Source organism: Rhizobium sp. SVR5-2C (genome assembly GCF_056755115.1).
Genome location: NZ_JBNDHT010000009.1, coordinates 54204 through 75676, shown reverse-complemented (window position 1 = coordinate 75676; position 21473 = coordinate 54204). Strand labels below are relative to the sequence as shown.

Below are 21473 nucleotides of genomic sequence, written 5' to 3'. Positions count from 1 at the left end.
AGGGGCTTGAAAGAATGCGCGCCGGCGCCAATTCTTCAGTGGAGCCACACTTGAGGGATCACGTCGATGAAGTATCTGGCTGCATTGGGAGTTGCTTTAAGCTTGGGCTGCATATCCGCGGCCGAATCGCCTTCGAATTACGAAACATATTTCGGGCAGGTCCGCGTCGACTCTGACCCGGTCGTGCTCGCGCACTACAACCGGGCGCTTCCATATTGCCAGTACGAAGCATCGTCCTGGTGGAGAGGTTCGCCGTATCCGTATAGCCTTTATTACAATGCGGCGTTGAGGAGTTGCCTGTCTCGGCGGGGCTTTATCGACAGAGGGGCATATGCCTATCCGGCATATCGCTACTACCCCGATCGGTAATTGCGCCGTCTGACCTACCGGTAGATCGCTTCGGCTCGTTTTTCGAACGCCTCTGAGAACATTCGGAACGCGCGGTCGAACATCGAGCCCATCAGCGCGCCCAAAACACGGCTTTTGAACTCGTAGTCGATGAAGAAGTGGATCGTGCAGCCGTCGCCGGGGACATCCTCGAAGCGCCAGCGGTTGTCGAGATATCGGAATGGCCCGTCGATGTATTTGACGTCGATGAGCTGCTCCGCCTTGTTGAGCAAGACCTGCGTCGTGAAGGTCTCGCGGATCGCCTTGTAGCCGACCGTCATATCGGCAATCAGCAAGATCCTCCCATCGCGCTCCTTGCGGCTGCGGATGCTCAAGGCTTCACAGAGCGGCAAGAATTCCGGATAGCGTTCTACGTCGGCAACAAGATCGAACATTTGCTCGGCAGAGTGCGGAACGCGGTGGTGGGTTTCGAATTGCGGCATGAAGGGCAGTTAAGCGGGAGCACCGAGAAGATCAAGAAGGCGGCGCATTTCCGCGTGGCTTTTAAGCTGCAAAACCGGAATGTTCGCTCCATGTCTCTGCAATTGCGCCAGAATGTGAGGCACAAAGCGCTTCTCGAAATTCCAGATGTAGGAGAGGAATTCCCGATCAGGAACGCGCTCGACGCAGCCTGGCGCCATGTCCGGCCGGGTTTTACCCAGATAGCGGAAGGCCCGCTTTGTCACGCCGAGTAGACATCGCCAGCGGGGAACGCGCACCCAGACCACCATCTGCGCCCGCGGCAGCCTGAGATCGAAGGTTGACGATCCGCTGCCATCCATGAGCCAGCGCTCGCGCGACACTGTTTCGGCGATTAGCGCCCTCTCTTCCGCTTTCTCGCGTTTCACCCAACCCGGCAGCCAATAGAACTCGCGATCCATCGAGACATAGGGGATGTCGAGGCGATCGCAGATCCGGCGCGAGAGCGTACTTTTGCCGCCGCCCGAACAACCGATCACCATGATGCGATCCGCTCGGCGCAAGATGCCAGCGCCATGGCTCATATCGTCGATATATGCCGGCATCCTCTATAGCTCCCCGTTGGCGCTGCGTTAGGCAAGAAACAAATAAGCCGCGGCAACATCGCCGCGGCTCTTTGAAAACGCAAGCCTTCGTTGATTATTCAGCCGCTACAAGCAGCTTCTTTTCGCGGGCGGCCTTCAGGCGGGCGAAGTCGTCGCCGGCGTGGTGCGAAGACCGGGTGAGCGGGCTCGAAGCCACCATCAGGAAGCCCTTGGTGTAGGCCACCGTCTCGTAGGACTTGAATTCCTCCGGCGTCACGAAGCTCATCACTTGGTGATGCTTGCGGGTCGGCTGCAGGTATTGGCCGATCGTCAGGAAGTCGACATCTGCGGTGCGCAGATCGTCCATCAGCTGCAGGACTTCGTTGCGCTCTTCGCCCAGGCCGACCATGATGCCGGACTTGGTGAACATGGTCGGGTCGAGCTCCTTCACGCGCTGCAAGAGGCGGATGGAGTGGAAGTAGCGGGCGCCTGGGCGAACCGTCAGGTAGTTCCCGGCCACGGTTTCCAGATTGTGGTTGAAGACATCGGGCTTGGCAGCAACGACGCGCTCCAGCGCGCCCGGCTTCTTCAGAAAGTCCGGGGTCAGGATCTCGATGGTCGTCTCCGGCGATGCTGCACGGATCGCCCAGATCACCTTCTCGAAGTGTTCGGCGCCGCCGTCTTCCAGGTCGTCGCGGTCGACCGAGGTGATGACGACGTGGGAAAGGCCCATCTGCTTGACGGCCTTCGCGACATTTTCGGGCTCGGCCATGTCGAGGGCATTCGGCTTGCCGGTCGAGACGTTGCAGAAAGCGCAGGCACGCGTGCAGATCTCGCCCATGATCATGAAAGTCGCGTGCTTCTTGTCCCAGCACTCACCGATGTTGGGGCAGCCGGCTTCCTCGCAGACCGTGACGAGATTGTGTTCCTTGACGATCGAGCGCGTCTCCGCATAGCCCTTCGAGGTCGGAGCCTTCACGCGGATCCAGTCCGGCTTGCGCAGGACTTCCGTATCGGGGCGATGCGCCTTTTCCGGATGCCGCACGCGCTTGGCGTCGGGATTGATCGTGTCGAGAATGGTTACCATTGCAGTTTCAACTTTCCGCCGCCCCATGCGGCTTCATCAGTCTGCACATAAGCTTTTTGCCCGGCTCTTACAATTGAGCCGCGCGCATTATCGCTGGACGAGCCGCGCGAGGAATATCAGCAGGCAAGCGCCCAGAAAGCCGGTGATGAAATAACCGAGCCGTCCTCCGGCCACTTCGATGTGGAACTGCGCCAGAATGGCGGTCGCGACGACCGAACCGACGATTCCGAGCACGATGTTCAACAGAATGCCGTACCGCGCCTCCATCAGCTTGCCAGCGAGCCAGCCCGCAAGACCGCCGATGATGATTGCCGCTATCCAGCCCACACCTTCCATAGTCGCCCTACCCTCAGGCTATCGCCCTAGCGATCAGCACCACGATGATGGCGCCGACCGTGGCGTGAATGATCTGCACGACCAGCGCATTTTCAATACCGAGCGATATGCCCAAGGCATTGAACAGAAACCCGCCCACGAACGCACCGATAATGCCGCTCAGCAGGCACCGTATCAATCCGCCCCCACCGACGACCAGGCTCGCGAGAAAGCCCGCGGCGAGGCCGATCAGGAGGAAGATGAGCAGGGCCTGCGTCTCAATCGACATGATGATTTCCTTTCGTTTTTTCCACCCGGGATAGAGGGCGGAAAAGGAAATTATCAAGCGTTGAGCACCCGGCCGTAGGCGTCGAGCACCGCTTCCTTCATCGTCTCGGAAACGGTCGGATGCGGGAAGATCGTGTGCATCAACTCTTCCTCCGTCGTCTCCAGGTTCATGGCGACGACGAAGCCCTGGATCAGTTCGGTCACTTCAGCGCCGACCATGTGGGCGCCCAGGAGTTCGCCGGTCTTCTTGTCGAAGATGACCTTGCAGAGGCCCTGGTCTTCGCCGAGCGCGATCGCCTTGCCGTTTGCGACGAAGGAGAAGCGGCCGACGCGAATCTCACGGCCCGATTCCTTGGCCTTGGCTTCCGTCAGACCGACGGAAGCCACCTGCGGCTGGCAGTAGGTGCAGCCCGGAACCTTGCCCTTGTCGGTCGGATGAACGCCCGGAACGCCGGCGATCTTCTCGATACAGACGACGCCTTCATGCTCCGCCTTGTGGGCAAGCATCGGCGGGCCGGCGACGTCGCCGATCGCGTAGATACCCGGGACATTCGTCTTGCCGTAGCCATCGGCGACGACGCAGCCGCGATCGGTCTTCACGCCGAGCGCTTCGAGGCCGAGATTCTCGATATTGCCCTGGACGCCGACGGCGGAGATCATGCGATCCGCGGTGATCTGCTGCACCTTGCCGTCGGCGGTCTCGACATGCGCCGTGACGCTGTTGGCGCCCTTTTCGACCTTCGCCACCTTGGCGCTCGTGAAGATCTTCATGCCGCGCTTTTCCAGCTGCTTGCGGGCGATGGCGGTCACTTCCGCATCCTCGACCGGCATGACTGTCGGCATGATTTCGACCACCGTCACATCGACGCCCATCGACAGATAGAAGCTCGCGAATTCGATGCCGATGGCGCCAGAGCCCATGACGATCATCGACTTCGGCAGGACATCCGGTTTCAGTGCCTCGAAATAGGTCCAGATCAGCTTGCCGTCCGGCTCGATACCGGGAAGCGAACGCGGGCGAGCACCGGTCGCGACGATGATGTGCTTGGCGGTATAGGTGCCTTCCTGGCTCTTGATGTTCTTCGGCAGCGGATGCTGCGGCTCGACCACCGGCTTGGACGACTTCGAGACGACGATTTCGCCTGGCTGAGCGCCGGTCGAAGCCTTGGTGATTTTCGCCTCGCCCCAGATGACGTCGATCTTGTTCTTCTTCATCAGGAAGCCGACACCGGCATTCAGGCGGGCGGAAACGGCGCGCGAGCGGGCGACGACGGCCTTGGTATCCGGCTTGACGGTGCCCTCGAGAACGAGGCCGTATTCCTTCAGATGGTTCGAATGATCGAGAATTTCGGCCGAACGCAGCAGCGCCTTGGTCGGGATGCAGCCCCAGTTCAGGCAAATGCCGCCCAGATGCTCGCGTTCGACGATCGCGGTCTTCAATCCCAGCTGACCAGCGCGCACGGCGGCGACATAGCCGCCCGGTCCGGAGCCGATGATGATGACGTCGTAGTTCTCAGCCATATTTTCCTGCCTTTGTTATCGGGCGTGGCGGGCCAAAAGCGCCCACTCGTGTTTCCTGCTGTTTTTCAAAAAGCGCCACAGCGTCTGCGCCGCCTCCGCCGCGCTCGCCGTTCCGCCCCCCGCAGCGCGACGAAGGAGGCCATGATCAGAGCCCCAGCATCATCCGCACGATCGATTCCAGGCCGCGCCCGAGAGCGCGGGTATTTTCGGCATCGAGATGAATGCCGTCGATCGGCGTCGTCTTGGCGACGGAGTTACCGTCGAAGAAGCCGCAGCCGAGTTCGTCGGCAAGGTCACGATAAAGCGTCGCGAGTTTCGCCGATTCCTCAACACCGCCCGGGAACGATGCTGCGAAGGGCACATTGCCCGTCGCGCAGATCGCCGGCGGTGCCACGATCAGAATATCCGGCCCGTCGAGTTCGAAGGGCCAGGCGTGGTTGCGGATCAGCCGAACCAGACGCGCGATGCCTTGGCAGGCGGCAAAAGCCGAACCTGCCACGACCGGCTTCATGTCGTTGGTCCCGAGCAGTATAATGACGAGATCAAGCGGTGCATGCGTCTGCAGGATTGTCGGCAGGACGCGCGCACCGTTGCGGTCGCAATCGGCGAGGTGATCGTCGAAAGCGGTGGTCCGCCCGTTCAAGCCCTCTGGAATGATACGCGCCTCGCCGCCGAGCGCCGCCTGAAGCACGCTCGGCCAGCGGTCCTCATAGGCGTGGCGGCCGATCGTCTCGGCGTCGTATCCCCAGGTCAGCGAGTCGCCATAGCAAAGAACGGTCTTCGTCATATCTCGATCGTCCAAAGGCTGAGCAACGTGCCGATCAGCTGAAATAAGAAGCCAAAGAAGATCATTCCAAAGCCGAGATAGTCGAGTACCTTCGGCAACTTTTCATTTCTCTCAATAGCCCTCATGCCGCCGCCTTTTCCATCGCGATCGGACGACCAAACCTCAAAGCCGTCCAGCCTGTTAAAGTTGCGCGCAAAATTTCCATTGTAAAACAGGATAACAAATCCAGTGATATCCAACAGAAGCCCGACCGCCGACCACACGTTACACCAGCATGCCCATCGGGTTTTCGATGTAGCCCTTGAAGGCCTGCAGCAGCTGGGCACCGAGCGCACCGTCAACGCAACGGTGATCGGTCGAAAGCGTGACGCTCATGACGGTCGCAATGGCCATTTCGCCCTTCTTGACGATGACGCGCTGCTCGCCCGCACCGACGGCAAGGATGGTCGCATGCGGCGGGTTGATGACGGCAGCAAAATCCTTCACGCCCATCATGCCCATGTTCGAGACCGAGGTCGTACCACCCTGGTATTCCTCGGGCTTCAGCTTGCGGTCTTTGGCGCGCTTGCCGAGATCCTTCATCTCGTTGGAGATGACCGACAGCGTCTTCGTTTCCGCATTGCGGACGATCGGAGTGATCAGGCCGCCCGGGATCGACACGGCGACGCCGACATCGGCATGCTTGTGCTTGACCATGTTGTTCTCGGTCCAGGAGACGTTGGCATCCGGAACATCGCGCAGCGCGAGCGCCATGGCCTTGATGACCATGTCGTTGACGGAGAGCTTGTAGGCCGGAACACCGTCCTTCGACTTCGGCGCAGCGTCGTTGAGCTGGGTACGAAGCGCCAGCAGCGCATCGAGCTCGCAATCGACGGTGACGTAGAAGTGGGGAACAGTCTGCTTCGATTCCACCAGACGGCGGGCGATCGTCTTGCGCATGCCGTCGTGCGGCACGAGCTCGTAGGAGCCCGGCTCGAAGAGCTTGAGAACAGCCTCCTCGGAAGCGCCCTTGGCGACGGGAGCCGGCGCTGCGGCAGCCTGCGGTGCAGCGGCAGCAGCCGGTGCGGCCTTGGCGCCACCACCGGCAACGGCGGCTTCGACGTCGCTCTTGACGACGCGACCGTGCGGACCGGAGCCGGCAACCGCGGAGAGATCGATCCCGGCTTCCTTTGCGAGGCGCCGTGCGAGCGGCGAGGAGAAGGTGCGATTGGCATCGACCGACGCTGCCGCAGGGGCTGCTGCCGGTACCGGAGCCGCCGCAGGCGCGGACTGCGCCGGAGCGGTTTCGGCCTTGGGCGCGGCAGCGGCCTCAGCCTTCGGAGCCGGTGCAGCGGAACCAGCACCGCTCGCCGCAGCACCAACGTCTTCGCCTTCACCGGCAAGAACGGCGATCAGCGCGTTGACTTTGACGCCTTCGGTGCCGGCCGGAACGACGATCTTGGCAACCGTGCCTTCATCGACGGCTTCGACTTCCATCGTCGCCTTGTCGGTCTCGATCTCAGCGATCACATCGCCGGACTTGACGGTGTCGCCTTCCTTGACGAGCCACTTAGCCAGATTGCCTTCTTCCATCGTCGGAGAAAGGGCAGGCATTGTGATGTTGATAGGCATCGAAAATACCCTCCCCTTATTTGTAGCAAACGGCCTTCACGGCATCGACGACTTCGCCGACGTTCGGCAGGGCCAGCTTCTCGAGATTGGCGGCGTAGGGCATCGGAACGTCCTTGCCGGCAATCGTCAGGATCGGCGCATCGAGATAATCGAAGGCCTGCTGCATGACGCGCGTGGCGATTTCGGTACCGACGGACGACTGCGGATAGCCTTCCTCGACGGTAACCAGACGCCCGGTCTTCTTGACCGATTCGATGACAGCAGGCAGGTCCATCGGACGGATGGTGCGAAGATCGATCAGTTCGACGTCGATGCCGAGCTTTTCGAGTTCAGCCGCGGCCTTCGTGGCATAGGTCATCCCGATGCCCCACGAAACGACGGTCGCGTCCTTGCCTGGACGATGGATGCGCGCCTTGCCGATCGGCAGCACGAAGTTGTCGAGCTTCGGAACGTCGAAGTGCTGGCCGTACAGGATTTCGTTTTCAAGGAAGATGACCGGGTTCGGATCACGGATCGCCGCCTTGAGCAAGCCCTTCGCGTCTGCCGCCGTGTAGGGCATGACGACCTTGAGGCCCGGAACATGGCTGTACCATGCGGCATAGTCCTGGCTGTGCTGCGCGGCAACGCGGGCAGCGGCGCCGTTCGGGCCGCGGAAGACAATCGGAGCGCCCATCTGGCCGCCGGACATGTAAAGCGTCTTGGCAGCGGAGTTGATGATCTGGTCGATCGCCTGCATGGCGAAGTTGAAGGTCATGAACTCGACGATCGGCTTCAGGCCGGCCATCGCAGCACCGACGCCTACGCCGGCAAAGCCGTGCTCGGTGATCGGGGTATCGACGACGCGGCGCGCGCCGAATTCCTGCAGAAGGCCCTGGGTCACCTTGTAGGCGCCCTGGTATTCGGCAACTTCCTCACCCATGACAAAGACGCTGTCGTCGGCGCGCATTTCCTCGGCCATCGCGTCGCGTAATGCTTCACGAACGGTCATCGACACCATTTCGGTGCCGGCCGGGATGTCCGGATCGCTCGGAACGGTCGCCTTCGGCTCAGCGGGAACCGGGGCAGCGGCGGCAGGCTTCTCTTCGACTTGCGGAGCGGCAGCGGCCGGCGCGGGCTGGGCAGCAGGAGCGGCCGAAATGTCGGACTCCGACTCGCCATCCTGCAGGAGGACCGCGATTTTGGCATTGACCTTGACGTTTTCAGTGCCGGCCGGAACCAGCAGCTTGCCGATAACGCCCTCGTCAACGGCTTCGACTTCCATCGTCGCCTTGTCGGTTTCAATCTCGGCGATCACGTCGCCGGAGGTGACCTTGTCACCTTCCTTCTTGAGCCACTTGGAAAGCGTGCCTTCTTCCATCGTCGGAGAGAGGGCGGGCATGAGAATATCGATAGGCATGGGTTCCCTCCCCGATTAAAGCAGAATGTCGGTGTAGAGCTCGGATGCATCCGGCTCCGGATCGTTCTGGGCGAAATCGGCGCTGTCGGCGACGATATCGCGGACGTCCTTGTCGATCGCCTTCAGATCGTCTTCGGAAGCCCAACCTTTCTCGATAAGACGGGCCTTTACCTGCTCGATCGGGTCCTGCTCGGAGCGCATCTTCTGCACTTCTTCCTTCGAGCGGTACTTCGCCGGGTCGGACATCGAGTGACCGCGATAGCGGTAGGTCAACATTTCGAGGATGATCGGGCCCTTGCCGGAACGGCAATGCTCCAGAGCCTCGTCCGCAGCTGCCTTGACGGCGCGGACATCCATGCCGTCAACCTGGATGCCCGGAATGCCGAAGCCCGAGCCGCGCAGCGAGTAGTTCGACTGTGCCGTCGCGCGGGCCGTCGAGGTGCCCATGGCATAACGGTTGTTTTCGACGATATAGATGATCGGCAGCTTCCAGAGTGCTGCCATATTGAAGCTCTCGTAAACCTGGCCCTGGTTTGCAGCACCGTCGCCGAAATAGGCGACACTCACAGAGTCGTTGCCACGATACTTGTTGGCGAAAGCGAGACCGGTGCCCAGCGAAACCTGTGCGCCGACGATGCCGTGGCCGCCGTAGAAGTTCTTCTCTTTGGAGAACATGTGCATGGAGCCGCCCTTCCCTCGGGAATAGCCGCCCCGGCGTCCGGTCAGTTCCGCCATGACGCCGCGCGCGTTCATGCCGGTTGCCAACATATGGCCGTGGTCACGATACGCGGTGATAACCTGGTCGCCTTCCTTCTGCGCCATCTGCATGCCGACGACGACGGCTTCCTGGCCGATGTAGAGGTGACAGAAACCACCAATAAAACCCATGCCGTAAAGCTGGCCGGCCTTTTCCTCAAAACGGCGGATCAGAAGCATCTCGCGATAGGCTTTGAGCTCCTCGTCGCGATTGAAATCAGCAACGGGGCCACCATTAGAGGCCTTGGCTACGGATTTTGTGCTGGCTTTACGGCTGGAAACGGTCGCGTTCTTTCGCGGCGCCATTCAACCCTCCCTATGGGTTTGTCGTTTATTGGGTGGCGCGTACCATAGGGAAGAAATATAGCCACAGCAATGCCATAAATGCATGGCTCGTATTCTGAGGTAAACTACTGATAATACTCAAAAATCGTCGATTAACCGATTTTCGGTTAATTGGCGTAGGAATTGAAGATCACGATCTCGTCGGCGCGCGACATATTCAGCTGGTAGCGCGCTTTTTCATCCAGCATATCCTTGTCCAGCGAGCCGTCGCTCAACAGCGCGACCTGCTGCTCGAGATGTTCGCGCTTCGCCTTGAGCGCCGCGAGATCGCGTTCGCGGGCAATGCGGCGCTGTTCGAACACTTCCGTCGCGCGCAGACCGTAGTCGCCGTGAATGCAATGATAGCCGAAGTAGGAGAGAAAGGCGACGGTCATCGCCGGAACGACCAAACGGCCGATCTTTTTCTTCTTATGATGCTTTGTCCACATACGCACACTTGCTCTGACGCATTACCTAGTCCGATCAGCCTACCCCCGAGAGATTAACCGTCCGTTGACTATGAATTTTCCGGACAAGAAAAACCCGCGCCGGTCGGACGCGGGTTTCAAATCGTTGAGTTCTAAGCGCAATCAGCCGCGGATGATCGAACGGCCGGCATAGCGGGCCTGCGGGCCGAGGCCCTCTTCGATGCGGATCAGCTGGTTGTACTTCGCCAGACGGTCGGAGCGCGACAGCGAGCCGGTCTTGATCTGACCGCAGTTGCTGGCAACCGCGAGATCGGCAATCGTGGAATCTTCGGTTTCGCCCGAGCGGTGCGACATGACGGCGGTATAAGCCGCCTTATGCGCGGTGTTGACCGCATCCAGCGTTTCCGTCAGCGAGCCGATCTGGTTCACCTTGACGAGGATCGAATTGGCGACACCCATGCGGATGCCGTCACGCAGGCGCTCCGAGTTGGTGACGAAGAGATCGTCGCCAACCAGCTGGCACGTCTTGCCTGCAAGGTCGGTCAGAGCCTTCCAGCCGTCCCAATCGTCTTCAGCCATGCCGTCTTCGATGGAGATGATCGGATACTTGCCGACGAGTTCGGCGAGGTATTCGGCCATGGCGCCGGATTCCAGCGTGCGGCCCTCGCCTTCAAGCACGTACTTGCCGTCCTTGAAGAATTCGGTCGAGGCGCAATCGAGACCGAGGAAAATGTCTTCACCCGGCTTGTAGCCGGCTTTCTCGATCGACTTCATGATGAAATCGAGGGCTTCGGGCGCACTCTTCAGACCCGGTGCAAAACCGCCTTCGTCGCCGACGTTGGTATTGTGGCCCTGAGCCGACAGTTCCTTCTTGAGGACGTGGAACACTTCCGAACCCATGCGCACAGCTTCGCGGATCGAATCGGCGCCAACCGGCAGGATCATGAATTCCTGGAAGTCGATCGGGTTGTCGGCATGGGCGCCGCCGTTGATGATGTTCATCATCGGGACGGGCAGCAGATGGGCGCTGGCGCCGCCAACATAGCGGTAGAGCGGCAGACCGGCAGCCTGGGCGGCGGCCTTGGCGACGGCGAGCGATACGCCGAGGATGGCATTGGCGCCGAGGCGCGATTTGTTCGGCGTGCCATCCAGTTCGATCATGATGTTGTCGATCTGGATCTGGTTCTCGGCGTCGATGCCGCCGATCGCATCGAAGATTTCGGTATTGGCGGCCTCGACGGCCTTTTCCACGCCCTTGCCGAGATAGCGCTTGCCGCCGTCGCGAACTTCAACGGCTTCGTGGGCGCCGGTCGAAGCGCCCGACGGCACCGCCGCCCGGCCCATGCTGCCGTCTTCGAGATAGACATCGACTTCAACGGTCGGATTGCCACGGCTGTCAAGAATCTCGCGGGCAATAATGTCGGTAATTGCAGTCATGGTTTCTCCTGCTCGGTGGCGGTTAAATCGTTTGAAATCGTCTTAATCGAAGACGCGCAAATTACAATGGCGCTTTGAGCGTCCTCCGCTGCAGCGATCGTACGTGGCCTATTACACGATCATGTCAGACTTTTGAACGTCAGTTCTTCGCGATTGCGTCGAACGCCAGCAGCTTTTCGAGAAGCCGCGGCATGTCCTTCAGATGGACCATGTTCGGGCCGTCGGACGGGGCGTTGTCGGGATTCTCATGTGTCTCGATGAAGACGCCGGCAACACCGACGGCGACAGCGGCGCGCGCCAGCGTTTCCACGAATTCGCGCTGCCCGCCTGACGAACCACCCTGCCCGCCCGGCTGCTGCACCGAATGGGTAGCGTCGAAAATCACCGGCGCGCCCATCGCCGCCATGATCGGCAGTGAGCGCATGTCGGAAACCAGCGTGTTGTAGCCGAAGGAGGCACCGCGCTCGCAAAGCAGGATGTTCGGATTGCCGGTCGCATTCAGCTTGCCGAGGACGTTCTTCATATCCCACGGCGCCAGGAACTGGCCCTTCTTGACGTTGATTGCCCGGCCAGTCTTGGCGGCGGCTACCAGAAGGTCCGTCTGACGGCTGAGGAAGGCAGGGATCTGCAGGATATCGACCACCGTAGCGACTTCCGCGCATTGCTCTTCCGTATGGACATCGGTCAACACCGGAAAACCGAACTCCTTTTTCAGATCGGCGAAGACTTCCAGCGACGTTTCAAGCCCGATGCCGCGCTGGGCGGAAAGCGACGTGCGGTTCGCCTTGTCGAAGGACGACTTGTAAACGAGGCCGATGCCGAGCTTCTTGCAGAGTTCGCTCAAAACGCCGGCGACCATGAAGGCGTGCTCGCGGCTTTCCATCTGGCAGGGACCGGCAATCAGCGACAGCCGGCCGCTGTTGGAAAACACAACGCGCCCGGCGCCTTCGCCGACTGCGACTTCGGAGTTGGTATTGCTCATGGGGTCTCCTCAAAGGCGAAGATTGCACCCTGGCCGGGCGCAGGCTTCACCAGAACTCTGTTGCTGATGCGTGTATAGGTCATCCCGTTAGCAGCCAGAAGGGCCTCTGTCACGGTAATATCTCGGGTGCGGAAAACGATGGCGCTGCCGCGGAGCCCCTTGTCGGCCAACGGCTGTGCGACATCGAAATAGGCTTCCATCCCCTCCTGAGACAGCAGACTGATTTTGACGTTGGGAGTTGTGACTGCGAGGCCGAAACTGGTGCTCTCTACCTTTGCCCCGGACGCCGCCAGTTGGACGAAAGAGCCAAACGCTTCTGGCTCCGGCGCGCTTAGCACGACCTCCCGAATACCGGCTACGCCATTTTCGTGTTTTTCCAGCGCGTCATGGTTGGCGGGAAAGGCATTGATGCGCTGGCAGGCAAAGAGAAAGAAATCCGGCGCCCTGAGATCGGCCGCAAAAGCGAGCTTGAAGGCGCCGGTCGATTGCGAGCCATCCGGCATTTCGATCGGACGCGAAAACTCCAGCATGTCGCCGCCGCTCTGCCTGGCATTCATGAAGGCAGAATGATCGGCGTCCGCATCCTCTGTGCTAAAAGCGACCGCAGAAAACCCGTCATTGCCGCACCGGAAGCGAAAAGCCTGGTCGCGCGCCACAAAAACATTGCCCCCGCGCACGGATGTTTCACATTTCTTCGCATTCTCGATACCAAGCGGCTCGAGATAGGTCTTGTCGGCAAAGAAGATGCAAGCGTTCTCCGTTCCGAACGGGTGGCCGCCCTCTGGCGCAATGGTAAATCCCAGCCTTCCCAGCCGCTCGCGCGCCAGGTCGATGTCCGTGACCGGTAGGACAAGGTGATCCAGTGGATGAGGCATCGGGCGCGTCTCCATTTTTCCAGTGCTCCAGATTTGCGCGGCCTGTTCCCCCGATGCAAGCTGCAAGCGGTGACCCGGCAAACAAAAAGTCCCAAAATGAATGCACTTCAGAAAAAGTTTTACCGAAATTTAGGTACTTGCGGAACACATATGGAACATATAGTGTCTGTTCTGGCTTTGTTTCACGAATCTGGGGTTAAACTTCGATGCTGACGCGCAAACAACAGGAGCTTCTCCTCTTTATTCATGAGCGGATGAAAGAATCCGGCGTCCCGCCATCCTTCGACGAAATGAAGGATGCGCTGGATCTCGCCTCCAAATCCGGCATCCACCGCCTGATTACGGCGCTTGAGGAGCGTGGTTTCATTCGTCGCCTACCGAACCGGGCTCGCGCACTTGAGGTGATCAAGCTTCCGGAGGCCTACAGCCCGAGCATTCAGCCGCGCCGCGGCTTTTCGCCAAGCGTCATCGAGGGTAGCCTCGGCAAACCGCAGCCGGTAGCAGCCCCGCCGAAGCCGGCGAACGAAGACAACAACAGTGCTGTTTCCGTTCCCGTCATGGGCCGCATCGCGGCCGGCGTGCCGATCTCGGCAATCCAGAACAATACCCACGACATCACCGTCCCCGCCGATATGCTGGGGTCGGGCGAGCACTACGCACTTGAGGTCAAGGGCGATTCGATGATCGACGCCGGCATCTTCGACGGCGATACGGTCATTATCCGCAATTCAAATACCGCAAACCCCGGCGACATCGTTGTCGCACTGGTCGATGACGAGGAAGCGACCCTCAAGCGGTTCCGCCGCAAGGGAGCCTCGATCGCGCTTGAAGCCGCAAACCCGGCATATGAGACACGTATCTTCGGGCCGGACCGCGTCAAGGTTCAAGGCAAGCTCGTCGGCCTCATTCGCCGCTATCACTAACCGGCAACGCATCCCCGGCAAATGTGCCACTGCGCCAATCATAGGCGCGGTGCCGGCTCCAGGGGCGGTCGAGTGTTTCGAAAGCGGTTGTGACGTCTGCGGCGCCGTTTCCAAAGCGTAACTCGACGGCGCCGGTTTTCCTCAGGGTTTCGCCGGTAAACAGCATTGCTCCGGATCGGCAGGTGCCGGACCGCAGCTTGACCGGCGTCACGACGATATCCGCTGTGTCGCAAGCCGGGCCGAAATAGGCCGCATTTTCGATCACTGCGAGGATGGAGCCGTTCTCGAGCTCTGCCGTGCACCAGGCTTTTTTGACGCAGGTGAAATGGCCTGCCGAAGCGGCGTTCCGCATCGCATCTCTTGCTTCTTCCTGTTGCGTCGGAGAAAGCCTCAATCTCTCCCCGTCTTTTGCCGAAGGCGGGGCCGAGGCGGTATCAAGCAATTTTGGCGGCCGGTGGTCATCGATAACCAGCGCTCGTTTCCACTGGTCGAAAATGAAATCCGGCGGGCGTTCGCGGTTGGAGGCGAGAGCGGATTGCCTGACGATTGCAACAAGACTTCCATCTTCGGCAATCACGACATCTGGCGCGGCTCTACCGGGCATGAGCGCAACGGCAAGCGTTGAACCGGCGATGATCGCTGTTCCCATATGCCTAAGCCGGGTGCGCAGCAGCGTGAGCAGCAGGAAGCCGGCGACCGCTGCCGGAAAATACCAGCCGGGCAGCCTGCCCACGCCGATGTCGCCGCCCCAGGACGACACCGTCTTGGCAACCGCGATTACGAGATCGAGACCGAAACCCACCACCTTCCACGGCAGCACGTCTAGCCCGAAGGGCATCAGCAGCATGGCAAGCAGGCCTGCAGGCATGATGACGAAGGAAATGATCGGCATGGCCGCGAGGTTGGCCGGCAGACCGTAGGCCGTCAGCCGGTGGAAATGCTCGATCGAGAACAATGCTGTCGAAAAGCCGCCGATGACGGATGTGAGCAGGATTCCGCCGAGAAAACCGGAAACGGAAACCAACAGCCGAAGCGATCGCATTTTTGAAAAAGGGCTTTCGCGCATCGGCCGCTCCTTCCAAAGCGCATATCCCGCGACCAGCGCCAGAGTGGCGGCAAAGGACATCTGAAAGCTCGGACCCATGATTTCGGAGGGCGAGATTGAGATGATGAGGAGTGCCGAAAGCGCGACATTGCGGAGGCTGATGGAGGGCCGGTCGAAGAAGACTGCAACCAGCATGATTGCCATCATGATGAAGGCGCGTTCGGCCGAAACGGCAAAACCTGAGATCAAGAAGTAGGCCGTCACCGCCGCCAGAGCACCCGCCGCCGCAATCTTTTTCGTCGGATAGGCCTGAGCGACACCCGGAAAGAGGCTGAGTATCGAACGGAATCCGACAAAGAAAATACCCGCCGACAGCGCCATGTTGAGCCCGGAGATTGCGATGATATGGGCAAGACCGGACTGACGGAGTGCCTCTGTCGTCTCGCTGGAAATTGCCCGGCGCTCGTCCGTCACCAGCGCGGCGGCAAAAGCACCGGTGTCACCGGGCAGGATCGACCTTATGCGATCGCCAATACTGCTGCGCAGGCGATAGAGCCATTCCAGCCAATTTTCGCCGAAATTTCGAGCGTCCTCCTGCCCCGGTGGCACCGGCACTGGCGCACCATAGAAAAAGCCGTTGGCGCCGATGCCGTCAAAATAGGTCTTGACGGCAAAGTCGTTCAAGCCCGGGAGCGCTGGCCCGGCCGGGGGCGTCAATCGCGCCCTGCCCTTCAGCCAGGTGCCGGTCTCGAACTCGGCTTTCCGCCCTCGTGCAACGACGGTAACCCGCGCCGGCGGCCGCTTCAACAACGGCTGCTCCGTGGCCCGGACAGATAGAACGTAACGCCATCCGCCGCGGCCATCGCCTTCCCGCCGCTCGACCCGGCCGGTCAGCGTCGTGGTCACGGCGGAATCGAGCATCAGCGTTGCCGCGCGCCGCGTCTCGAATTGCGCGGCCAATATGCCGCAAAGGATGAGCGCAAGCGCCGTCAGGACAGCGCGCAGCACCTCACGGTTGCGATTCGTCACGGCGAGCGCCGCAAGCATAAAAAACAGGCAGAGGCCCGAGGAGCGCATTGAAACGCCGCCGCCGGCGACAAACCAGATTGCCGCACCCAGCCCCAGAAAGACGGGCGCAAACAGCAGCCGTGCGCCATGCGCCGTTTCCTCGCCCGCCATCCGCAGAACAGAGGCCTGGAGATGTACGCGCATCTGGGGAACGGCAGCTAGCCGCGGGCGATTGTTTTGCGTGCGCTGCAAGTGCCATCGCGCAGCGTCGACCGGCGCGGGGAGACGTCCGCGCGGCAGCTTGTCTGCAACACCTGCTGACGAGCCGATGTGCGTTTCGCTCGTTCTCAACTCCGGCATGTACCCCAGTCCGGCAGCGCCTTAAAATACAACCAGAATGCCGTCTAGAGAGGGTTTCAGCAATAAATAAATGACGGAAAAAAGACAAACACATGCAGCCTGAAAAAGCCGAGCCAAGCATCGGCTTCCGCTATGCATTTCTGTCATCGCAGCAGTGCCCAAAAGTTGATACTGCGATGCACAAAATGACGTCACGGTAACTTGGCATTAGCGTCTCGATCATATAGCAATCGCTGAGGACGCTTAACCCCTGTGGCGCTTTTATGGCGCCGCCCCCGCCAGTTGGAGGATCACCATGACTGATCAAAGCGCAACAATCAAAATCGGCGAGAAGTCCGCCAATCTTTCCGTGAAAAGCGGGACGATCGGGCCGGACGTCATCGATATTGGTGCACTCTATAAAAACACCGGTGCCTTCACGTACGACCCTGGTTTTACCTCGACCGCGGCCTGTGAATCAAAGATCACCTATATCGACGGCGACGAAGGCGTTCTGCTGCATCGCGGATATCCGATCGAACAGCTCGCCGAACATGGCGACTTCCTCGAAGTCTGCTATCTGCTGCTCTACGGCGAATTGCCGACGGCTGCTCAGAAAAAGGATTTCGATTATCGCGTCACGCATCACACGATGGTGCATGAGCAGATGTCGCGGTTCTTCACCGGCTTCCGCCGCGATGCGCATCCGATGGCTGTGATGTGCGGCTGTGTCGGCGCGCTGTCGGCCTTCTATCACGACTCGACCGACATCACCGATCCGCATCAGCGCATGGTCGCAAGCCTGCGCATGATCGCAAAGATGCCGACGCTTGCCGCCATGGCCTACAAGTACCATATCGGCCAGCCCTTCGTTTATCCGAAGAACGATCTCGACTATGCGTCGAACTTCCTGCGCATGTGCTTTGCCGTTCCTTGCGAAGAATACACCGTCAATCCGGTTCTCTCGCGCGCCATGGATCGCATCTTCATCCTGCATGCCGATCACGAGCAGAACGCATCGACCTCGACGGTTCGTCTCGCCGGTTCCTCGGGCGCCAATCCGTTTGCCTGCATCGCAGCCGGCATTGCCTGCCTTTGGGGTCCGGCACACGGCGGTGCAAACGAAGCAGCGCTCAACATGCTTTCGGAAATCGGCTCGGTCGACCGCATTCCGGAATACATCGGCCGTGCCAAGGACAAGAATGATCCGTTCCGCCTGATGGGCTTCGGTCACCGCGTCTACAAGCACTACGATCCGCGCGCCAAGATCATGCAGAAGACGACGCATGAAGTTCTCGGCGAACTTGGCATCAAGGACGATCCGCTTCTCGAAGTCGCGATGGAACTCGAGCGCATTGCGCTGACCGATGAATACTTCATCGAGAAGAAGCTCTATCCGAACATCGACTTCTATTCCGGCATCACGCTGAAGGCTCTGGGCTTCCCCACGACGATGTTCACCGTTCTCTTCGCTCTGGCGCGCACCGTTGGCTGGATCGCCCAGTGGAACGAGATGATCGAAGATCCGCAGCAGCGTATCGGCCGTCCGCGCCAGCTTTATGTGGGTGAACCGCAGCGCGATTACGTGCCGGTTTCGAAGCGCTAAGCCGCCTCGCCCGACAAAAAACCCGGTCAGTGATGACCGGGTTTTTTCTTGTCCAGAACGTCGAGAACAACATCCGCCGCCCGCTCGCCAGGCGGTTTTTCGGTCTGCATGCGCTGCCAGACGAGGTCGAAGCCCTCCACCATCGCGCGCCGCTGCAGCGTGTCCTGCGACAGTTGCTCCATCCAGCGGGCAAGACCGCCGCCGCGCAAGACGTCGTTGAAATATTCCGGCACCACGGCGTAGTCGGCGATCAGATTTGGAATTGATGCCGTCCAGGTTTTTATCCGGGAGGTCAGCATTGTCATGATCCAGTCCGTCTTGTATGTCGAGACGGTCGGAACGCCGGTCAGAGCCAACTCGAGGACGACTGTGCCGGATGCGGCGAGTGCTGCGTCTGCCTCGCCAAAGGCGCGCCATTTTGCATCATTCCCGATCAGGATGTCGGGCTGGACCTTCCACTTTCCGACCAGTTCGCGGACGACAGCTTCGCGGCGGCTGACGGTCGGCATGACAAAACGCATGCCGCCGTTTCGTGCAACGAGCTCGTTCACGGCGGCCTCGAAATAGGGCATTAGCCTCGTGATCTCTGTCGAGCGCGACCCGGGCAGCAGCATGATGGTTTTCTGGCGGTCGCCTGAAATCCCACGCGCGACGCGACGGCCCCTCGCGGCGACGAGATCCCGATCAGCCGTCAACCGGTGACCGACATAGGTCGTCGGCGGCCCGCCCAGCCGCTCCATCACTTGTGGCTCGAACGGCAGAACGGCCAACACGTGGTCGACATAGCCCAGCATCGCTTGCGCGCGATATTCTTTCCACGCCCATACACTGGGACAGACATAATTGATGACCGGCAAATCCGGCAAGGCTTCGCGGACTCGTTTAGCCACGCGATGCGTGAAATCGGGACTGTCGATGATGACCAGAACATCTGGCCTTGCCGCGATGATCGCAGCCGCCGTCTGCCTGATGAGCGCAACAAGCTTCGGAAGCTTACCGAGCACCTGTGTGATGCCCATGATCGAAAGTTCGGAGAAGTCGAAGAGCGACCTTAACCCCTGCGCCTCCAACGCGTCGCCGCCGACGCCGACCAACTCGATTCCAGGCTGTCTTCGCTTCAGCGCCGCCACGAGATCGGCCCCGAGAAGATCTCCGGAAACTTCACCGGCGACGATCGCGAGCTTCATTGCAGCCCCCATGACGGCAAGCCGCGATCGAGTCCGCAGACAAAGAGTCCCGCCTCGTCGGCCGCCTTGATCACTGTCTGCCGATCTAGCACAAGCGCGCGGCCGGCCTCAATGGCAATGCCCGCCAACCCGGCCTTCTTCGCGTTTGTCACGGTCGACAGCCCGATCGACGGCAGGTCGGCGCGAATATCCTGCTGCGGCTTGCAGAGCTTAACCAGTACGCCGCGCCGGCGCGGCGAGACCCGCCCGGCAGCCCGCAGCGCAGCAACACGCTCAAGCATGCCGTCGGTCCCCTCGACGCCTTCCAGCGCCACAATGCGCCCGCCGACCGAGACAGCACCCTGCCCGACGTCGAGCGCGCCGAGCGCCTCGGCGGCTTGTGCAGCCTTCAGGATATCGGTTTTGTCGTCCTCTCCCGGCGACAGGGCGCCGATCGACCCAACAGCCGCCAGCAAGTCCGGCGCAATGTCCTGCGCACCAATGACCCGGCGGCCGTTATCCTCGATGAGCTTGATAACCATCTGCAGCACCGTGTCGTCGCCGCCCGAAAGCAGGGTCCGCACCACGGCCGGCATCTTCGCGATCGTCCGCCAGGTCGGCCGCACCTCCCGCCATTCGGGACGCCTGCGAACGCCGCCCGACATCACCACACGGGTGATGTTGTGACGATTGAAAAGTCCGTCCAGTGCCGCGAAATCACCGACGCCGATCACCGCATGGTCGTAGCCCTCCCATGACCGGTCGAGCTCTCCCTTCAACGAGATCACAAATGGATTCTCGCCGGCTGCCCGCGCCGCCTCGGCGACGTAGGAGGGCAGAAGACCGTTCCCCGCAATGATCGCCAGACGGCCTTTGTCGGTATCACCGGCGGGAGACAAGGGTCAGCCTTTCTGTCCTCGTGTCGGCGATGACAACGCGCGATCGCTCTCGGCGGCGATGAAGTCGAGGATGTGCATCGCTTGCTCGCAATCGGCGTATTCGTCGCGGATCGCCGCCGCGTTGTCGCGGATCGATCCGGAGCCCTCGAAGATCGCCTTGTAGGCGCGCCGCACTGTATGGATGACGGCGCGATCGATCCCGGCACGCGTCATGCCGACGACATTAAGACCGCCGAGCAAGCCGGGATTTCCATTCAGCATGCCGTAGGGGATGACATCGTAGCTGACGGCGGAAAGGCCGCCGACGAAGGCCTGACGGCCGACGCGCGTGAACTGATGAACCGCCGATCCACCGCCGAGAATAACCCGATCCTCAATCGTTACATGCCCGGCAAGCATGACATTATTCGACATGATGACGTTGCTGCCGACTTGGCAGTCATGGGCGACGTGCGAATTGGCAAGGAACAGGTTGTTGTTGCCGACGATCGTCTTGCCGCCGAAATCGACGGTCCCGGTATTCATCGTCACGCCTTCGCGGATGATGCAATTTTCACCAACGGTGAGCGTGGTCTCTTCTCCGCCATGGTGCACACTCTGCGGATCACCGCCTATGACCGCCATCGGAAAGATTCGCGTGCCTTTGCCGATCTCGGTCTTGCCGGTCACTACAGCGTGCGCCAGCAACTCGACGTTATCGTGAAGGACGACTTTGGGACCAACATGGCAGAACGGTCCGATCGTCACGCCTTCGCCTATCACGGCGCCGTCCTCGACAACAGCCATGGCATGGATGCGGGCGCTTGCGGCGATCGTGCTCATGCATCTTCCCTGCGCAGGATCATCGCGCCGATATCGGCTTCCGCGACCAGGCCGCCGTCCACCTTGGCGTCGCAATGGAATTTCCAGATATTGCCGCGCTGCTTCTGCTTCTTCACATGAAACTCGACCCGATCGCCCGGAATCACGGGCTTGCGGAAACGCGCATTGTCGATGGTCATGAAGTAGACCAGGTTGCCGTTCGTTCCATCCTTGCGCGCACAGATGGCGCCTGCCGTCTGCGCCATGCCTTCAATCAGCAAAACACCGGGCATTATGGGCGATTCGGGAAAATGGCCGGTGAAATGCGGCTCGTTGGCCGTCACATTCTTGATGCCGATCGCGGATTCATCGCCGTCGATCTCAACGATCTTATCGACCAGCAAAAACGGGTAGCGATGCGGCAGAAGCTTCATGATCTCCATGATGTCCGCCGACGAAAGCGACGCTTTGGCCCCCTCAGTCATTCT

General features: G+C 60.4%; 23 protein-coding genes. 3 read left to right on the top strand and 20 right to left on the bottom strand.

The genetic code is table 11. From position 1 onward, the window contains the following. The first annotated feature begins 66 nt into the window (after nt 1–66). A complete protein-coding gene (locus tag ACPYOI_RS04630; protein ID WP_481415175.1) occupies nt 67–369 on the top strand; it encodes a hypothetical protein in 303 nt (100 codons plus the stop codon). Between the two features lie 14 nt (nt 370–383). Here ACPYOI_RS04630 and ACPYOI_RS04625 read toward each other — a convergent pair whose 3' ends face one another. The 15 genes from ACPYOI_RS04625 to ACPYOI_RS04555 all read right to left on the bottom strand — a co-directional run bounded on the left by ACPYOI_RS04625 (nt 384) and on the right by ACPYOI_RS04555 (nt 13198). After that, nucleotides 384–830 (bottom strand): type II toxin-antitoxin system RatA family toxin, encoded by a 447-nt coding sequence (locus ACPYOI_RS04625; RefSeq protein WP_481415174.1) that lies wholly within the window; start codon nt 828–830, stop codon nt 384–386. A gap of 9 nt (nt 831–839) precedes the next feature. Then, nucleotides 840–1412, bottom strand: a complete 573-nt coding sequence (locus ACPYOI_RS04620) for a P-loop NTPase family protein (protein ID WP_481415173.1) — start codon at nt 1410–1412, stop codon at nt 840–842. Nucleotides 1413–1506: 94 nt separating this feature from the next. Then, nucleotides 1507–2478: a lipoyl synthase gene (lipA, locus tag ACPYOI_RS04615; protein WP_481415172.1), complete on the bottom strand. Its 972-nt coding sequence runs from the start codon at nt 2476–2478 to the stop codon at nt 1507–1509. An 87-nt stretch (nt 2479–2565) separates the two neighbouring features. Further along, on the bottom strand, nt 2566–2814 hold the full coding sequence (locus tag ACPYOI_RS04610; protein WP_481415171.1) for a GlsB/YeaQ/YmgE family stress response membrane protein: 249 nt from the start codon (nt 2812–2814) through the stop codon (nt 2566–2568). 13 nt (nt 2815–2827) lie between these two features. After that, on the bottom strand, nt 2828–3082 hold the full coding sequence (locus tag ACPYOI_RS04605) for a GlsB/YeaQ/YmgE family stress response membrane protein (protein WP_481415170.1): 255 nt from the start codon (nt 3080–3082) through the stop codon (nt 2828–2830). 53 nt (nt 3083–3135) lie between these two features. Continuing rightward, nucleotides 3136–4602 (bottom strand): dihydrolipoyl dehydrogenase, encoded by a 1467-nt coding sequence (gene lpdA, locus ACPYOI_RS04600; RefSeq protein ID WP_481422576.1) that lies wholly within the window; start codon nt 4600–4602, stop codon nt 3136–3138. A 145-nt stretch (nt 4603–4747) separates the two neighbouring features. Next, nucleotides 4748–5389 (bottom strand): SGNH/GDSL hydrolase family protein, encoded by a 642-nt coding sequence (locus tag ACPYOI_RS04595; RefSeq protein ID WP_481415168.1) that lies wholly within the window; start codon nt 5387–5389, stop codon nt 4748–4750. Beyond that, nucleotides 5386–5628, bottom strand: coding sequence for a hypothetical protein (locus ACPYOI_RS04590; RefSeq protein ID WP_481415167.1), 243 nt, complete (start codon nt 5626–5628; stop codon nt 5386–5388). Before ACPYOI_RS04590 ends, ACPYOI_RS04595 begins: the two co-directional genes overlap by 4 nt. A 25-nt stretch (nt 5629–5653) precedes the next feature. Then, nucleotides 5654–7000 carry a pyruvate dehydrogenase complex dihydrolipoamide acetyltransferase gene (locus ACPYOI_RS04585; RefSeq protein WP_481415166.1) on the bottom strand — a complete coding sequence of 449 codons (1347 nt, stop codon included), beginning with the start codon at nt 6998–7000 and terminating at the stop codon, nt 5654–5656. Nucleotides 7001–7016: 16 nt separating this feature from the next. Then, complete coding sequence (locus ACPYOI_RS04580) at nt 7017–8396, bottom strand: pyruvate dehydrogenase complex E1 component subunit beta (RefSeq protein WP_481415165.1); 1380 nt, start codon at nt 8394–8396, stop codon at nt 7017–7019. A 15-nt stretch (nt 8397–8411) separates the two neighbouring features. After that, nucleotides 8412–9458, bottom strand: a complete 1047-nt coding sequence (pdhA, locus tag ACPYOI_RS04575) for a pyruvate dehydrogenase (acetyl-transferring) E1 component subunit alpha (RefSeq protein WP_481415164.1) — start codon at nt 9456–9458, stop codon at nt 8412–8414. Nucleotides 9459–9604: 146 nt separating this feature from the next. Next, nucleotides 9605–9925 (bottom strand): FtsB family cell division protein, encoded by a 321-nt coding sequence (locus ACPYOI_RS04570; RefSeq protein WP_168832794.1) that lies wholly within the window; start codon nt 9923–9925, stop codon nt 9605–9607. A gap of 141 nt (nt 9926–10066) precedes the next feature. Next, nucleotides 10067–11341, bottom strand: coding sequence for a phosphopyruvate hydratase (gene eno, locus ACPYOI_RS04565; protein ID WP_168832795.1), 1275 nt, complete (start codon nt 11339–11341; stop codon nt 10067–10069). A 139-nt stretch (nt 11342–11480) separates the two neighbouring features. Next, nucleotides 11481–12323: a 3-deoxy-8-phosphooctulonate synthase gene (kdsA, locus tag ACPYOI_RS04560; RefSeq protein WP_168832796.1), complete on the bottom strand. Its 843-nt coding sequence runs from the start codon at nt 12321–12323 to the stop codon at nt 11481–11483. Beyond that, entirely contained in the window at nt 12320–13198 is an 879-nt protein-coding gene (locus tag ACPYOI_RS04555) for a VOC family protein (RefSeq protein WP_481415162.1), read from the bottom strand. Before ACPYOI_RS04555 ends, kdsA begins: the two co-directional genes overlap by 4 nt. 206 nt (nt 13199–13404) lie before the next feature. On the opposite strand from ACPYOI_RS04555, the gene lexA reads away from it, so the two are divergent. Next, on the top strand, nt 13405–14121 hold the full coding sequence (gene lexA / locus ACPYOI_RS04550; RefSeq protein ID WP_481415161.1) for a transcriptional repressor LexA: 717 nt from the start codon (nt 13405–13407) through the stop codon (nt 14119–14121). On the opposite strand, the gene ACPYOI_RS04545 is transcribed toward lexA, so the two are convergent. Next, nucleotides 14102–16534 (bottom strand): ComEC/Rec2 family competence protein, encoded by a 2433-nt coding sequence (locus tag ACPYOI_RS04545; RefSeq protein ID WP_481415160.1) that lies wholly within the window; start codon nt 16532–16534, stop codon nt 14102–14104. The genes lexA and ACPYOI_RS04545 overlap by 20 nt on opposite strands. A 295-nt stretch (nt 16535–16829) precedes the next feature. Between ACPYOI_RS04545 and gltA the strand changes: the two genes are divergently transcribed. Next, complete coding sequence (gene gltA / locus ACPYOI_RS04540) at nt 16830–18119, top strand: citrate synthase (RefSeq protein WP_168832799.1); 1290 nt, start codon at nt 16830–16832, stop codon at nt 18117–18119. A 26-nt stretch (nt 18120–18145) separates the two neighbouring features. Here gltA and lpxB read toward each other — a convergent pair whose 3' ends face one another. From lpxB to fabZ, 4 genes are read right to left on the bottom strand one after another with little or no spacing between them, the layout of a single operon-like run. Next, a complete protein-coding gene (gene lpxB / locus ACPYOI_RS04535; protein WP_481415159.1) occupies nt 18146–19318 on the bottom strand; it encodes a lipid-A-disaccharide synthase in 1173 nt (390 codons plus the stop codon). Then, nucleotides 19303–20184, bottom strand: coding sequence for an LpxI family protein (locus ACPYOI_RS04530; protein WP_481415158.1), 882 nt, complete (start codon nt 20182–20184; stop codon nt 19303–19305). Before ACPYOI_RS04530 ends, lpxB begins: the two co-directional genes overlap by 16 nt. 3 nt (nt 20185–20187) lie before the next feature. Beyond that, nucleotides 20188–21006 (bottom strand): acyl-ACP--UDP-N-acetylglucosamine O-acyltransferase, encoded by an 819-nt coding sequence (gene lpxA / locus ACPYOI_RS04525; RefSeq protein ID WP_481415157.1) that lies wholly within the window; start codon nt 21004–21006, stop codon nt 20188–20190. Continuing rightward, entirely contained in the window at nt 21003–21428 is a 426-nt protein-coding gene (gene fabZ / locus ACPYOI_RS04520; protein WP_481422578.1) for a 3-hydroxyacyl-ACP dehydratase FabZ, read from the bottom strand. Before fabZ ends, lpxA begins: the two co-directional genes overlap by 4 nt. Nucleotides 21429–21473: the final 45 nt, after the last annotated feature.